This is a genomic window from Vibrio sp. NH-7, from assembly GCF_053643215.1.
Genome location: NZ_CM132188.1, coordinates 529,721 through 545,576 on the forward strand (window position 1 = coordinate 529,721; position 15,856 = coordinate 545,576).

The following is a 15,856-nucleotide window of genomic DNA, read 5'->3' on the forward strand; positions in this document are numbered from 1 at the left end:
GGAAGGAATTGCGAATGTCTTCTGCATTTTACCAACAGATTCAGCAGCAAATTGAAGAAGTGAAGGCGGAAGGCCTTTACAAAGCAGAGCGTATCATCACGTCTCAACAGCAAGCGGCTGTTAAAATCTCTACTGGTGAAGAAGTACTCAACTTCTGTGCGAACAACTACCTTGGTCTTGCTAACCACCCAGCACTTATCGAAGCCGGTAAAGCAGGCATGGACGAGCACGGTTTTGGTATGGCTTCAGTACGTTTCATCTGTGGTACTCAAGACATCCACAAAGAGCTTGAGCAGAAGCTTTCTAAGTTCCTAGGTAAAGAAGACACGATTCTTTACACATCATGTTTCGACGCAAACGCGGGCCTATTTGAAACGATTCTAGGCAAAGAAGACGCAATCATCTCTGACGCACTAAACCACGCGTCAATCATCGATGGTGTTCGTCTATGTAAAGCGATGCGTTTCCGCTACTCAAACAACAACATGGAAGAGCTAGAGCAACAACTGATCGCAGCGAAAGAAGCAGGCGCACGCCACATTCTTATCGTAACGGACGGCGTGTTCTCAATGGACGGTGTTGTAGCAAACCTACCAGCTATCTGCGACCTAGCAGAGAAGTACGGCGCATTGACGATGGTTGATGATTCTCACGCTGTTGGCTTCATGGGTAAAACAGGTGCAGGTACGCACGAGCACCACAACGTGGTTGACCGTATCGACATCATCACTGGTACACTAGGTAAAGCAATGGGCGGCGCTTCAGGCGGTTACACGTCTGGTAAAGCGGAAGTGATTGACTGGCTACGTCAGCGTTCTCGTCCATACCTATTCTCTAACTCTGTTGCACCAGCAATCGTAAGCGCTTCTATCCGCGTTCTAGACCTACTAGAAGAGAGCGGTGACCTACGTGACCGCCTATGGGAAAACGCAGCACACTTCCGTACTCGCATGGAAGACGCTGGTTTCACAATGGGTGGTGCTGACCACGCGATCATTCCAATCATGCTTGGCGACGCAAAAGTAGCAGCAGAATTCGCAGAGCGCGCTCTAGAGAAAGGCATTTACGTAATCGGCTTCTCATTCCCTGTTGTACCAAAAGGTCAAGCGCGTATCCGTACTCAAATGTCTGCAGCGCACTCTCGTGAGCAACTAGACCGTGCAATCGACGCGTTTATCCAAGTTGGTAAGGACATGGGCATCATCTAAGTCTGACTCAAGTCGAATCTAGATAACCACTATTTTTGATTCTCGCCCAAATGCTGGGCGAGATGAATTAGGTAACAATATGAAAATCAAAGCTCTTTCTAAGCTAAAGCCTGAAGAAGGCATCTGGATGACTGAGGTTGAAAAACCGCAAGTTGGCCATAACGACATTCTGATCAAAATTAAGAAAACCGCGATCTGTGGTACAGACGTACACATCTACAACTGGGACGAATGGTCACAAAAGACCATCCCAGTGCCTATGGTTGTTGGTCACGAGTACGTGGGCGAAGTGGTTGAAATTGGTCAGGAAGTGCGGGGCTTTGAAATCGGTGACCGCGTATCTGGCGAAGGTCACATCACCTGTGGTCACTGTCGTAACTGTCGTGGCGGCCGTACTCACTTATGTCGTAACACAATTGGTGTGGGCGTTAACCGTGAAGGTGCATTCGCAGAATACCTAGTGATCCCAGCATTCAACGCGTTCAAGATCCCTGAAGGCATCTCTGACGATCTTGCGTCTATCTTTGACCCGTTTGGTAACGCAGTACACACAGCGCTTTCTTTCGATCTAGTAGGCGAAGACGTGCTTATCACAGGCGCTGGCCCAATCGGCATCATGGCAGCGGCAGTCGCGAAACACGTTGGTGCTCGCCACGTAGTGATCACAGACGTGAACGAATATCGCTTAGACCTTGCTCGTAAGATGGGCGTAACGCGCGCAGTAAACGTTGCTGAAGAGAAGCTAGAAGATGTTATGGCTGAGCTAGGCATGACAGAAGGCTTTGATGTGGGTCTTGAAATGTCAGGTGTTCAAGCGGCGTTTAGCTCTATGCTTGCAACAATGAACCACGGTGGTCGCATTGCGCTGTTAGGTATTCCACCATCAGATATGGGTATCGACTGGAACCAAGTTATCTTCAAAGGCCTGGTGATAAAAGGTATCTACGGCCGCGAAATGTTCGAGACGTGGTACAAGATGGCTTCACTGATTCAATCAGGTCTAGATCTAACACCAATCATCACTCACCACTACAAGATTGATGACTTCCAAAAAGGCTTCGACGCTATGCGTAGCGGGCTTTCTGGCAAAGTTATCCTTGATTGGGAATAGGGTACAGCAAGGGTAAAATGGTCTTGTTGCGGTTAACTAGTTATCCGAACATGTAAATGGCTAATATAGCCCTGCTTTACACCTAGAAATGCCCCAATGTGCCCCAAGAAAATGAATGACGCCTCGACGAAGATCGAGGCGTCATTTTTATATAATGTATAAAACAGTTTGTATATTTATCTAACACTATATCAACGAGTTGCTTTTTAACTACCTACTTTTTTTGAGTTCTTCCCAAACACGTGCAGATTCCTTTTTGTTAGCTTCATCCAACCATTTGCCATAAATAGCTGCGATCATCTTGATGTTTTTGTGTCCCATTTGCTTGGCGAGGTAGTTGATATTCATAGCATCACCCTAGTGATTGGTTGACGCCATTAGTGTGCTGTTGATCCGAGAGCCGACAAGCACACTCATCACTAGAGGTAGCATTACTTAGCCCTTGTAGATAGTGAACGATTGTAATTTTGGCTATCGGGGGGATTGTTGTTATTGACCTTGGGGGGGCCGATTTTACCTTCAGGTAGAAGGTGGTTTTTGACCTTGTTCTCAGCAGCGCCATCTTGCTCTTTTGGTGCTGGTGGCTTTGGCATAGATGAAAGAATCAGACTACTTGTCAAGGTGCCTTTAGCTGAGAGCTTATAGACAATGTGGTTACCCATTTCCTAGCTAATCGTACACTGGAGTACATAACACCTATTAAGGGTGTCAAACCGATAAGAAACCACTAATCAGTTTGCTCGGTATCATCATTGTGGGTGAAAGCCGTTTATGAAATTAACGGCGAGATGGCTCGACTTCAGACCTAATAGTATTGTTTGACTTATATGACCGAACAAAAGGGCTGTCTTTTGACAGCCCTTTTAAACTTACTGAACGGTACCTGTTAGCTCATAATCAGGGCCAGCGGTATTAGCCGTAATCACTGAGAGTCGAGATACATCAGCACCGACATCCTGGTATTGCGTGAAAGCCCCGAGTTGCTCAAACCGCGGCAGTTTTGCACTGTAGTTGCCGATTTGCTCTGAGTGCGTGACGGTTCCTAGATAAGTGTCATTGCCATAACTTGGGTCAACCAGTGGGTGGTCAGCTGTAGCGCGAACACTGACAAATTCAGGCGATTGGGTGTTATCGACGATATTATGATCGAACTTGATATCGACGCCTGTGTAGATAGTTTCTACTTCGCTGTTGTCAAATAAGCTCACACGGTGCGTCTGGTTGCCGTAGACAATTCCCCATTCTGTGTCGACAAGGGTATTGTTGCGAATAGTGATGTTCTTAGGTGTCCATTGCTTGTTGAGTTCTTTTCCTTTTACAGATTGGTCTAGCGTCTCGCCGTTTGCCACATCAATAATACCTGTGTTGATAACGATGCCGCCACGGAGATCCGCGTTTCCTTCGATCTTACCATCTCGACCGCGCGTGCCAGTGATGTAGTTATTCTCAATCACGTGGTCTTCATCATAAATACGCATACCGCCCGTCAGCAGTTTTTCGTTACCCAGAATGACGTTGTCACTAATAGTATTCGCTTTACCGTGACGAAGCGAAATCAGCGACGCACTTTCAAATATGGTGTTGCCAGAGATCTCGTTGCCACCTGATTTAATCGAAATGAGCTCGCGTTCACCATCCATATCAATCATCAGGTTGTTGGTGAACTTAGAATTGGACTCCCATTGAGAAGACTTTGAATCACCAATTCGAATCGCTTCCCAGCTGTTGCCGTTGTAACGGATCGCTTCTTTGATATCAAATTCATTAAATTGGTTCGGCTTTTGATCAAGGAAGATGTTGTTTGCGATAAGGTGATTGTCTGGCGTGTCATCTTTCTGCACACCAATCAAGGTGCCGCGCTTTTGCTTGCCTTCAAAGCGATTGTTGATCACTTTGCCATCTTTCCCCCATAGCGAAACCCAAAGGTATTTAGGGTACTCAGCACGACGCTCATCCGGTAGGTACTCGTAATCATGATTAAAGTAGTAGAAAGTAGAATTAGACAGAACGTTGCGATCGCCCATCATTCTAACTCCGCCAAAACGCTCCGCAGGGCCGCCTTCAGTAAAAACTAAGCCGTCTAGGGTAATGTCGTCACCCGTCAGTTTTAGTTGCACTAGGCCTGTTAACCAAACCGCTCCTGCTTGCTCTGCTTGTATCGTGATGTTGTTTGCACTGACTTCAACGACGCCTAAGTTACTGTACTTACCGCTTGGGATGGTAATTGTATCGCCATCTTCCGCGTTTTCTAACTCGCTCTTTAACGCTTGGACAGCAGCATCATCGACCACTTTGAGGTTCTCGCCAGACACAGTACTCAGACGGTCTGTGGCGAGTAGGTAGTCACGAGTAATATCACTTGCTTGAACCTCAGTCGCTTGAGTAAGAGCAGGCTCTTGGGGTGAAGAAGCCGTTGAACATCCAGAAAGAGCAACAACGGATAAGGAAGCAGCGATAACGCTAGATATAAGGGTTTTATTCATAATGGAGTTCTTATTATTAACAGTGGAAATCACAAATAAAAAGCGGCTGCGTGAACAGCCGCGTAGGGTAGGTGAGGTTAGTTTTGAACGACCTCTTTGTTGTTATTCTTTTCTTCAACACTCTCATCGACTGCTTTGACTAGCAGCAAGCCGACGGCGAGCACAATGGCACCACACAGCACGAAGATCATGCGTCCCCATAGTGGGTTTGGCAGTAGGAACATCGCCATGACGCCCACACCTGCGACAGAGATGAGTGAACCCAACATACGACGCTGCTTGTTATCCAGCTTCTTCTGCTCCGTAGATTCAGCGACTAATGGAGTGGCTAGGTTTTCAAAGAATTTATCTACGTTCTTCTGACGCTCTTCCGACAATGGCTTGTAGAACAAGGTTGATAGTAGGAAGAATCCACCAGTAAAGATTAGGTGACCGATTAGACCAATAGCGACTTTTAGATCCGACCATTCGCGGCCCGTTAACGGTTCTAGGTTGAACCAGTTTTGTACCATTTCTGGTGTGATAACGAAGCCGACAAAGTAAGAGACGATACCACCGACCACGAGCGTTCCCCAGCCAGCCCAGTCAGGTGTTTTCTTAATAAAGAAGCCACAGAATGCCGGAATGGTCATAGGGAAGCCAATGAGAGCGCCAACGTACATCATGGTGTCAAATAAGCTTAGGCCTTTTAACGAGTTGATAAACAATGCAACTAGGATGATTGAAATACCAAAGAAAGTAGACGTCAGTTTAGAGACAACCACTAGCTCTTTTTCAGTCGCATTTGGACGTAGGATTGGTTCGTAGAAGTTCTTAACAAAGATACCAGAGTTGCGGTTAAGGCCAGAATCCATTGATGACATGGTGGCTGCGAACATCGCTGCAATCAGTAGACCGACCATACCTGCAGGCATGTACTCTTGAACAAAGTAAAGGTAAGCAAAGTCTCCCGCTTTAGATCCCGCATCTGGGTACTGAGCGGCTAGGTCAACACCTTGACCCGCAATGAACCATGATGGCATAAACCAAATCAGAGGGCCCATAGTCATCAGTACACAAGCAAGCAGTGCGGCTTTCTTGGCATTTTTCGAGTCTTTTGCCGCTAGGTAGCGGTATGAGTTAAGCATGTTGTTGGTGATACTGAACTGTTTGAAGAAGATAAAGAACGCCCAGATACCGAAAATGCTTAGGTAGTTAAGGTTGTTACCTGAAACAAATGATGCGCCTTCTTGTGCTGGGAAGTTATTAACGATCTCACCAACGCCACCACCTTGAATAATGGCTACCACGGCACACGTTACTGTGACTGCCATGATGATGACCATCTGCATAAAGTCAGAAGCGATAACAGCCCACGAGCCACCGGTAACCGACATCACCAACACCACAAGACCTGTGATAATAATGGTCGTTGTCATATCAAAGCCGAAGATGCCTGATGCAATAATGGCAAGGCCATTTAACCAAATACCGGCAGAGATAACGCTGTTTGGCATACCAGACCAGGTAAATACCTGTTCGTTGAATTTACCAAAACGCATTCGAATCGCTTCAATAACCGTTACGACGCGCAGTTGGCGGAATTTAGGAGCAAAGTAGAGGTAGTTCATGAGGTAGCCAAAAGCATTGGCTAAGAAAATAACGGCAACAGCGAAACCATCGGCATACGCTTTACCCGCTGCCCCAGTAAAGGTCCAGGCGCTAAACTGAGTCATAAAAGCGGTTGCGCCAACCATCCACCAAAGCATGCTACCGCCGCCCCGGAAATAGTCACTGGTTGTACTGGTAAACGTTCTGAACATCCAACCTATTGCGATAAGAAATAGGAAGTAGATGCCTACAATAAGGGTATTGAGTTCCATCTTTAGACCTTTGAAAGTTTTGTTATGTCTTCGAGTCCATAGTAACTATCGACACTCTTATTTGTAGTACAATAACTCAAAATCGTGACAAGTGTTTTAGTTGATGGGATATTAATAATCATACAAGTGATCAATGTCTAAAATTGCCAAACTGGTGATACATTGCACCAATTGTGTTCAATAAAACATCTTTGGCTTTTGTTTTGAGCATGATTACGCAGTAAATGTCAGCGTGGTGAATAAGTTCGAAGAGAGATTATTACAGGGAGTGATGGTGCTAGTTGTCAGTTTTGCTGTGTTTTTTTTGAGTATTTGTGTGATTTATCGTAGGCAATAAAAAACGTTCATGCGAGCCTGCCACGCATGAACGTCAACGGTGTAGGTAACCGGCCGAGTAATCCTTCTCAGCAAAAATAATTATACGTTTTTAGGGACTAGAATTTTGTCACGCTCAGGCATTTAACTGAGACGAATACATTATGAACCCACGTGCGATGTCAGTTCATGCTTGTTCCTATATCCAGTTAGCTGCAATCATAATCGGGACCGAAGTAGCCAGCAGTGCTGCACTTAATGTCATCAAACACTGGACTATTCTCGCCAGTAAACGCAATAACAGAGGTTTTCTTTCCAATGTATGATACCAACCTAAATAAATATCTGGTCATTCTTGCTTGCTAAAATCGCTAATAGCTTCGTTATAGCTATGTTTTTAGAGAATGGTGTAGGTAGGTCAACTAGCTAGCGGCAATCTATGCCTTGCTCTAAGCGATGTTGTCTGCGCAATTACTGAACACCTATTTATCCAGATTGGTATTAGGTGCGTTCATTAGCCTTCATCGGGTCCTTAAGATCATTGACTTCATTATTCTCAGCCACAAGTCGAGAGTTCCTGTTCCACGAGTAACTCAAATGGTTTGCTGAAATCTGAACAACTAACGATATAGATATTAAAGTAATACAAATAGTCTTGGTGTGTTAGGTTTATGAATTTAAGGTCTGGCGCACATTTTTCAAACTCAAAAGAATGGCCTAAATTCAATTATTTTCTTTTATAACAATGATTTAATTGTTTTTTTGATGTTGTAACAAATTGTTTGATGAGAAATGAAAGGGGTATTTTGATCCATTTCACAGAAAGTCTTCTTGGTCATACGTATTCTATTTGTATTATTTTAATTCAAATTAAACGTAGCGATGCCAGTTTAATGGCACACCAATAAGTGGAACTTTACAATGAAACACTACAATAAAATCTCATTAGCCGTTGCGGCGACTCTATTTGCGGGCTCTCTTTCTGCAGCTTCTTTCGATGTTCGTCATGAGTACAAACACAGCACAGAGCAGCATGCGACCCGTGTAAAGATGGGCGATAGCATCGATAACTTCTATTACTCTGGCGAGTTAAAGTTCAAAGGCGAAAAAGGAAAGTTCCTTGAAGACCTTAAAAACAATGGTTGGGAGCTAGACCTTGGCTACCGCTACAAGTTTGGTGAAAACAACAACTGGACGCTTCAACCGGGAATGCCAATTGAAGGTCGTGAAAGTGGCATGACCTACAAACCGCAACTTCGTCTAACGTATGATTTAGATAGCGTTGAAGGCTTAAGCTTAAGCGGCCGTTACCGTTACGACATTCGTCAGAACATCGAAGCAGATGATCAGCGCCGTCACCGATTAACAGGTAACGTGAACTACCGAATGTACGATTGGCGTTTCGGCTTTGAAGCGAACTATTACAAAGCAGATGGCTACGATATTTTCGACAATTCAGACACGAACTATGAACTGAATGCCACTGCTCGTCGCCACTTTGGTCAATGGGCACCGTACGTTGAGTTTGGTGATGTAAACGTGGATTCTACATCGGATAAACGTGAACTGCGTAGTCGTGTCGGTCTGACCTACAGCTTCTAATTGATTCAAACTATCCATCAAAAAGCCAGCGATATGCTGGCTTTTTTAGTTTCTCTAGTAGCTTAATCGATAGAGTAAACCTATGGTAACGGGCTTACTTGAGGCGAGTCGTGCCTCTTGAGCGAGTAATAACTCTGCGGTCGCCACAGCATCCATTAAGGCATTATGCTCGATGTATTCGGGCAGTTGGTAGCGCTCTCTGGTTGCTCCAAGCGAAACATCAAGATCTTGATGATTATTGATAGCTCGTGCCAATTTCTTCTCGATATAAAGAGTATCGAGCCACATTAAAGGGACGGCATTGAGCTGATAACGATACGAAAGGTAGCGCTGAATAAAGCTGTTCTCTACCGAACAAGAGTGGGCGACCAACACTTTGCCTTGTGCAACTTCGAATAGCGCCTTCATAGCGTCGTGGATTGAGATGCCATCTTCTAGCATCTGAGGCGTGATATGGTTGATTACAGCTGTTTCTGGTTTGATCTGCGATTCGTTACTGAGGTAAAAATGCTGTGCCGTACTTAAATCAATCACACCATTTGATATTTCGACCCAGCCCATCGACAAGATAAGATCGGATTCGGCATCAAGCCCGGTTGTTTCGAGGTCGAGCACTAAATAGTCCAAGCCTTTAGCGTTAGCATCTACGGGTACTGATTCGAAGTTAAACACGCTATTTAGATCCGCAGGTAAAGGAACCTGACCTCTGTAGTGCGCGCGTTTACGATTAAACCTTGAAAGTGGATGAAAAAAGTCTGTGAGTATTTTCATTAACGACTCCCAAATCTCACTTTCGCCGCTTCTTGAAGGTCGGCAATGATCCTAAACGCATCCTTCAAGTGTTTGCGTTCAAAGCTACCAAAGCTATCAGGGTTGATGTGATTATCAGGTGTATGACCACTCTTCAATGCTTCGAGCTGGTGGTTGAATCGAAACGACAGAATAAACTCGTAGGCGCCAAGAATGTTTTTAAACGCATCTTCGCTCAGAATACCTTTCTCATAGGCGGCTTTAAAGCGTTCATCGGTGGCAGAAACATCAGTCTCTACCGCCAAACCGTAGATTCGAGCGAGGTCGATAATTAAGTTGATCGCATACTTTTTAACATTGAGTGTCTTTTTATTTTCGCCTGACTTCTCGAGTACAAGCTTGTTGAAGATCCCAAGCGGAGGATTTGTTGTCACCGCATCGTTTACAAGCATACTTAAGAATTCGCGGTTGCTACGGATATTCTCATGCAGTGCTTCTCTAAGCTGTTTTTCATAATCGCTGACACCAAACACGGTGCGAATCTCTAAGAACACACTGATATTGAGCAGGCGTTCATACTCAGGGTTTGCTACCCACTTCTTGTAGTAATGTTTCCAGACACTCAGGGTTTGGCACCATTTCGGCGTCGCTGCCATAAATTTGCCTGGGCAGAGTGGGTAATCACAGCTAGCGAGGCCATTAGTGACCATCATCGCAAGGTGTTGAAAGTAGATACGGTCGTTTTCGGTCGCGTCATCGGCAAGTACGATTGCACTGTCTTGGTCAGACAGCATGTGAACTTCATTTCGCGCGTGTGAGCCTGCGACGATCCAAGAAAAATCACAAGGCGGGGGACCCAGTTTGTCGATGGCGATTTGGATAAGCCGCTTTGTGTAGGCATCCATAATCATTGTCATTACTTTGCCGATGACTTCAGGGGAGACATTACCTTCAACCAGAGCCTCAAAGATGGCTTGGCGTTCAGGTGTGAAACTCGATAGGGATTTGACACTACCGGCATATTTGATTTTCTCAATCAGGAAAATAGCTTGAACGCGGTGGTTTTGGACAAGGTGAGTGGTGGTCAAAAGCCCTACCACCTTATTATCTTGCACCACAGGTAAGTTTCGGATATTGGATTGCATCATGATGGATGCGGCGTGAAGTACCAAGTCGTCAGGCTTTACGGTTTGCGGAGAATGAGTCATCACGTCACGAATTGGGCCATCGGTTGAAGCGCCAACGGCTATCACACGTTTGGTCATATCTCGGTCAGTGATTAATCCGACAATCTGATTATCTTCGTAGATTACGGCGCAAGGAGAGCGCTGCACTAGCATGGTATGAGCGACTTCCCGTATCGATAACTCTGAGGTGACCACAGCAACTCGACCGCTGGCCACTTCATCAACTCGCTTAATGAATAAGCCTTTCTCTTTATTAGACCAAACAACGTCTAACGCTGATTTAAGCCGTACTTGTGCCTGTGATGCAAAGTGTTCAGCGCATGTGGGAAACTCTTTGAACAAAGTTTGTAGGGCAGAGTGGGGAATGATGTAAAGCAACGTACTTTCAATTGCGACCGCCTGATACCCTTGCTCATCATTGATCTGCTTGTCTAGAAAAGTAAATCCGAACAGATCTTCAGAGCCAAGCCTAGCTCGAAGCACACCATCACTCTTTCTTTGTTCCATTGACCCAGTCCGAATGACATAGAGGGACTTTTCTTCAGGGTTATCACATGGATTGACCGTATCGCCCTTGGCTAGATAGGTGATATGTATATTCGACGCTAACTGCCTTAAGTTAGACTCAGGCACTTTATCGAACGGATCGATTTGTCGAATGAACTGGATAATATTAGGCAGTAACGGATCACTCATAGCTAACCATTGATAGAGATGTAATTGTATTATTATATCTCTTATTGTGTTGAGTGCATCAAAATTTGGTTAAACCTTGAGTGTTCGATACAAAAAAGCACGCCAGAAAGCGTGCTTTAGGATTTGAAGTGAAGTTCAACTAGACCGTTGCGAGGCGGTGTTTCGAGTCTAGTAGATGGTTTGCTGATGCTTGACGTGCTTTGTCACTGTTACCTGCCATGATTGCATCGTAGATTTGGCGGTGTTCATTGATACACGTGCTGCCTTCTTCTGACGAGTGTGCAATGAAATTCACGAACATGGTCGTCAGGATATTACCAAACGGAAGGTAGAAGTCATTGCCTGTTGCATTGAAGATAAGGCTGTGGAATTTCGTGTCTATTTCCATCCATTTTGCCTGATCAAATACAGGAGCTTCTGCCACTTCGACCATCTTTTGGAAGGTTTCTGATAGCTCGATACGTTGCTCCGCAGTGGCATGTTTTGCGGCTAGGGCACAGGCTTCTGGCTCTATAGCACGGCGTAGGCCTAAGAACTGACTGCAAAACTGGTCGGTATCGGCTAGTCCATCCATCCATTCAATCAATTGTGGATCAAGGAAGTTCCAGTAAGCGCGATCGATAACACGGGTGCCAACTTTAGGGCGAGACTCAAGCAAGCCTTTTGAGGTTAACAGCTTAACCGCTTCACGCAGTGCGGTACGACTAACACCAAATTGCTCACACAGATCCATTTCACCAGGAAGAATAGAGCCTTGAGCCAACTTGCCAGATAAGATGCCGCGTGCAATTTCACGCGCCACTTGAACGTGCAGGCTGCGTTTTGAGCCTGAGATAGAGCTAAATGATCCAGTCATAATCTAACTTATAATTGATATGTATTATTTAAGTGTAATTCTAGCACTTGGACTATGGTGCTCCAAGCACTCTTTTCCTAAAGGCATCTTTGATTCACAAACTTAATATTTGGTCGGAATAAATCGCTCTGTCATTACAGGATATACAACGTGTTCATCCGAGTAGCATCAAGTGAATCTCATTTCTATATAAGCGCGTTAAAGCCGAATCAAATAGATCTCTCATTACGCCAATAGTGGATTATGAGATCTGGTCGCTTGTTATTTATAGATGATATTGTATGATTTATTGAGCGTCTTTTTATAGGAGCCAGTTATGGCCACGTTTTCGTTGGTAGAAAACTCCAGTCGCAAGATTCACGTTCAAATAGCACGGCAATTAGCGCGTAAGATATTGTCTAGAGAGATAGCAGAACTAGAAAAGCTACCCAGTGAACTTGAATTGTGTGAAGCATTTGGAGTCAGCCGAACCGCACTTAGAGAATCGACTAAGTTGTTGTCGGCAAAGGGGCTTATTGAATCTAAGCCTAAAGTCGGTACGACGGTGAGACCCCGCCAGCACTGGCACTTTCTTGATCCTCAATTGCTAGAATGGATACAAGACCTAGAAGATACCGCACCATTTTTGGGGCAATTTCTTGGGTTGCGTAAAGCGATTGAGCCTGAAGCCTGTGCGTTGGCGGCAACACACGCATCTGCGAGTCAGCGAAAGTCACTCTCCGTGATTTTTCAGTCGATGACCATTGCCGCGAAAAGCTACGATTATCAAGCATGGACAGAGAACGATCATCTGTTCCATCAAACCATTTTTCTTTGTACCAGTAACCAATTCTATATTCCGTTCAGCAATATTTTATCGACCATCTTTAAACAGTTTATTGATGAGTCTGCCGAGGGCGGTCGTTTTTGCTTAGAAGAGCATCAACGTATTTACAATGCCATCATGGCTGGTGACCCAAGGGAAGCGCGGATTGCTTCTCAAATATTGCTTGATGACGAGAATCAAAAACTGGCTCTAGTGGCGAACGGATAAGCGTTTGTTCTTCTGTCACACACACAAATATGGAGGCTTTGTTATCGGAGCCTTCTTTTAAAACACCCAAATAAGTTCACTATGTCCTCTACGCCGTATGTAAAAAAGAACCTTTCGCTTGCTTGGCCGTTGGCGCTGAATGCACTTTTGATGCAATCAATGCTGATGATCGACACGTTCTTAGTCTCTCCATTGGGTGAAATCTCCCTTGCTGCAATGGGGATCGCCTCAACGATAGTCGCCTTTGTTTTGGGTGTGCAAATGGCCTTAGCCAATGGTTCTCAATTGGTATTAAGTCGTGCCTTTGGTTCGTCCAACAGTGACAGTTTAAACCGAGGCTTTTGGGCGGGGCTATCCATTAACTTGGCGATTGCGTTGATGTTCTGGCTTGCGCTCTCTATAGGTGGCTCTGCATTAATCGGATTGTTGACGGATGATACTTCATTAATCGCGGAAACAGAGCGTTACCTTGCCGTTGCCAAATACATCATCTTGTTCAATGCAACAACTCAAGTAATGATCGCACTGTTCAATGCTTTAGGCCGTACTAAGGTGCCGTTTAAAGGCTACTTGATAGAACTCCCAGTCAATGTTGTTGCATCGTATGTGTTGATTCACGGAGCGATGGGGTACTCAGGCATGGGTGTCGAGGGCGCAGCGGCGGGCAGTTTGGTTGCTATTAGCGTCCGATTCATCTTTTTGTCGCTGTGCATTAAGATGACGTTATCTCTGATGCTGGATATCCGACGTTTAGATGCATCATTAAAGACCAACGTCAAAAGTCACTTCAAAGAGATCTTTCCGGTTGCCGCGAATGTCACCATGCTTCAAGCGGGTGCGACCATCTACATGTTGATATTCTCTCAGCTCACGCTTTACGCCTATGTCGCGATGACGATTGTGATGCCGTGGATAAAAATGGGTACACAATTTATTACGGCCTGGGCGCACTCATCGGCCATTACGATTAGCCAAGCGATTGGCTCGCGTCAGTTAGACGACCTTAGGAAAAATGTCGATGTCAGTATTGATATGGCAGTGGTCATCTCCATCGTGTCGGCGCTGTTCTTCTTCATTTTGAGCTGGTTTTTACCTGATCTTTATCCAGATCTAGAAGCCGATACCTATCATGCATTGGCTGTGATTGCACCGCTGTATATCTTTCTTCCGATCGTCAGAGGCTATAACACTGTGCATGGCCATGTACTGCGAGCGCTCGGTAAAACAACGGCGGTCTTTAACATTAACTTCACTGGTCAATGGGTGGTGTCACTGCCATTGTGTGCGTTAGTCGTTATTGGGCTTGATGTTTCTATATTTTGGGCGTTTGCGATTCTGCCGTTTGAAGAGATGGTTAAAGCACTGCCGTTTAGACATCTAGCCAGAAAATCACTCAATGAGTTTGACCTCACTAAAGCCGATAAGCTGATGTATGACTAACCCCTGACTCGAAGCCCTCACTGTGAGGGCTTCATTGTTTCTAGGGTTCGCTTGGGACTCTCTATTTCTCCCACTGATCCTCTACCACGTAAAAGTTCGTAAATAGCTGAGTAGTAAAGGCTGTTGCGTTTGACACTATTCGCTCAGCCGATTAGTTTTCAATGCTAGTTATTTATGAATGAAACGAGATAGATGGACTCAATCACACAAGCTGCATTAGGCGCGACAGTTGCCGGTGCGATTGCTGGAAAGCGCTGTAATGCGAAGGTATTACTGATGGGTGCTGCACTCGGCACTTTGCCGGATCTGGATGTGATTCTGGATTATGGTGACGCGGTACAAAACACAATCAAGCATCGTGGTTTTACGCATTCTCTCTTGGTGTTACCTCCTTTTGCTTTGCTAATTTCTTGGCTCTACTGCCGCTGGCGACCAGATACGTTTTGGACGCTTTCTCGTGTGTTCTTTTTAACCGTGAGTGTGTTCGTTACCCACACTTTGCTTGATGCAATGACGACGTATGGCACGCAGTTGATTTGGCCATTTGAGGGCTATTTTGAATTGAGAAACGTGTTCATCATCGACCCTCTCTATACGTTGCCTTTATTGTTTGCGATAGGTGTTGCGCTGTTCTCGAAAAACAGCGGCGGGCGTTGGTGTCAAACCGTGGTGCTGATTTCAACGCTCTATTTAGGGTGGGGGTACACCTCTCAACAGATGATTGCTTCCAGAGTTGAACAGAACTTGAGTGCACTAAATCTACCAAACCAACAAGTTTTGATTACGCCAACGCCTTTTAATACCCTGCTATGGCGGGTGGTTGTTATGGACGAGGGTAAGTATTGGGAAGGTTTAGCCTCCGTGTTAGATGGTAACGATAATATTGATTTTATTTCCCACTCTTTGGGCGAATGGCCATTAGAAGATCAACCTGAAACACTCATTGGGTTGAAAGCTTTTTCGCACAACTACCTTAACTACCGTGTTGAAGGCGATTCCTTGATTGTCACTGATTTACGATTAGGCATGTCTAACAATCTTGCGTTTGAGTTTATCTTTGCCGAAAAGAGTGATAGTGGCGAGTGGGAACTACTGGACTCCACACAGCGTTATCCGAGCGAACGTAGCTTTGAATTGATGGGTCAACTTTGGGAAAGGCTAAAGGGCGATCAAAGTATTGATGCGAACCTACAATCAAATCAAACCAAAGTAAGTTCATAAGCTTACCCTGAGATAAAAAAGCCGAGCGTGATGCTCGGCTTTGACTTATTTCCTGATTTTTTTGCATTAAACGCTGCGTCAATAACGCCACG

At 45.1% G+C, this 15,856-nt stretch carries 12 protein-coding genes; 6 read left to right on the top strand and 6 right to left on the bottom strand.

Going from position 1 to position 15,856, the window contains the following annotated elements; translation table 11 throughout:
- Positions 1-14 precede the first annotated feature (14 nt).
- Entirely contained in the window at positions 15-1,208 is a 1,194-nt protein-coding gene (locus tag ACUALS_RS16660) for a glycine C-acetyltransferase (RefSeq protein WP_269978873.1), read from the top strand.
- A gap of 79 nt (positions 1,209-1,287) precedes the next feature.
- Entirely contained in the window at positions 1,288-2,319 is a 1,032-nt protein-coding gene (tdh, locus tag ACUALS_RS16665; RefSeq protein ID WP_005473627.1) for an L-threonine 3-dehydrogenase, read from the top strand.
- A gap of 210 nt (positions 2,320-2,529) precedes the next feature.
- Here the strand turns inward: tdh and ACUALS_RS16670 are convergent, their stop codons facing one another.
- From ACUALS_RS16670 to ACUALS_RS16680, 3 genes are all read right to left on the bottom strand, one after another.
- Positions 2,530-2,667, bottom strand: a complete 138-nt coding sequence (locus ACUALS_RS16670) for an integrase (RefSeq protein ID WP_454449905.1) — start codon at positions 2,665-2,667, stop codon at positions 2,530-2,532.
- Positions 2,668-3,188: 521 nt separating this feature from the next.
- A complete protein-coding gene (locus tag ACUALS_RS16675; protein WP_454449906.1) occupies positions 3,189-4,802 on the bottom strand; it encodes a polysaccharide lyase 6 family protein in 1,614 nt (537 codons plus the stop codon).
- A 77-nt stretch (positions 4,803-4,879) separates the two neighbouring features.
- The gene (locus ACUALS_RS16680) at positions 4,880-6,664 is read right to left on the bottom strand and encodes a sodium:solute symporter family protein (protein ID WP_454449907.1); all 1,785 of its coding nucleotides are present in this window, start codon (positions 6,662-6,664) and stop codon (positions 4,880-4,882) included.
- Between the two features lie 1,236 nt (positions 6,665-7,900).
- On the opposite strand from ACUALS_RS16680, the gene ACUALS_RS16685 reads away from it, so the two are divergent.
- Complete coding sequence (locus ACUALS_RS16685; protein ID WP_454449908.1) at positions 7,901-8,581, top strand: oligogalacturonate-specific porin KdgM family protein; 681 nt, start codon at positions 7,901-7,903, stop codon at positions 8,579-8,581.
- A 54-nt stretch (positions 8,582-8,635) separates the two neighbouring features.
- Here ACUALS_RS16685 and ACUALS_RS16690 read toward each other — a convergent pair whose 3' ends face one another.
- The 3 genes from ACUALS_RS16690 to ACUALS_RS16700 form a co-directional block, all read right to left on the bottom strand.
- Positions 8,636-9,352, bottom strand: a complete 717-nt coding sequence (locus tag ACUALS_RS16690) for a 3'-5' exonuclease (RefSeq protein WP_454449909.1) — start codon at positions 9,350-9,352, stop codon at positions 8,636-8,638.
- The gene (locus ACUALS_RS16695) at positions 9,352-11,214 is read right to left on the bottom strand and encodes a DUF294 nucleotidyltransferase-like domain-containing protein (protein WP_454449910.1); all 1,863 of its coding nucleotides are present in this window, start codon (positions 11,212-11,214) and stop codon (positions 9,352-9,354) included. The genes ACUALS_RS16690 and ACUALS_RS16695 overlap by 1 nt, the downstream gene beginning before the upstream one ends.
- Before the next feature lie 139 nt (positions 11,215-11,353).
- Complete coding sequence (locus tag ACUALS_RS16700) at positions 11,354-12,070, bottom strand: FadR/GntR family transcriptional regulator (RefSeq protein ID WP_454449911.1); 717 nt, start codon at positions 12,068-12,070, stop codon at positions 11,354-11,356.
- A gap of 316 nt (positions 12,071-12,386) precedes the next feature.
- On the opposite strand from ACUALS_RS16700, the gene ACUALS_RS16705 reads away from it, so the two are divergent.
- The 3 genes from ACUALS_RS16705 to ACUALS_RS16715 all read left to right on the top strand — a co-directional run bounded on the left by ACUALS_RS16705 (position 12,387) and on the right by ACUALS_RS16715 (position 15,764).
- On the top strand, positions 12,387-13,103 hold the full coding sequence (locus tag ACUALS_RS16705; RefSeq protein WP_454449912.1) for a FadR/GntR family transcriptional regulator: 717 nt from the start codon (positions 12,387-12,389) through the stop codon (positions 13,101-13,103).
- Positions 13,104-13,184: 81 nt separating this feature from the next.
- Complete coding sequence (locus ACUALS_RS16710) at positions 13,185-14,543, top strand: MATE family efflux transporter (RefSeq protein ID WP_454449913.1); 1,359 nt, start codon at positions 13,185-13,187, stop codon at positions 14,541-14,543.
- 192 nt (positions 14,544-14,735) lie between these two features.
- Positions 14,736-15,764: a metal-dependent hydrolase gene (locus tag ACUALS_RS16715; RefSeq protein ID WP_454449914.1), complete on the top strand. Its 1,029-nt coding sequence runs from the start codon at positions 14,736-14,738 to the stop codon at positions 15,762-15,764.
- Positions 15,765-15,856 lie beyond the last annotated feature (92 nt).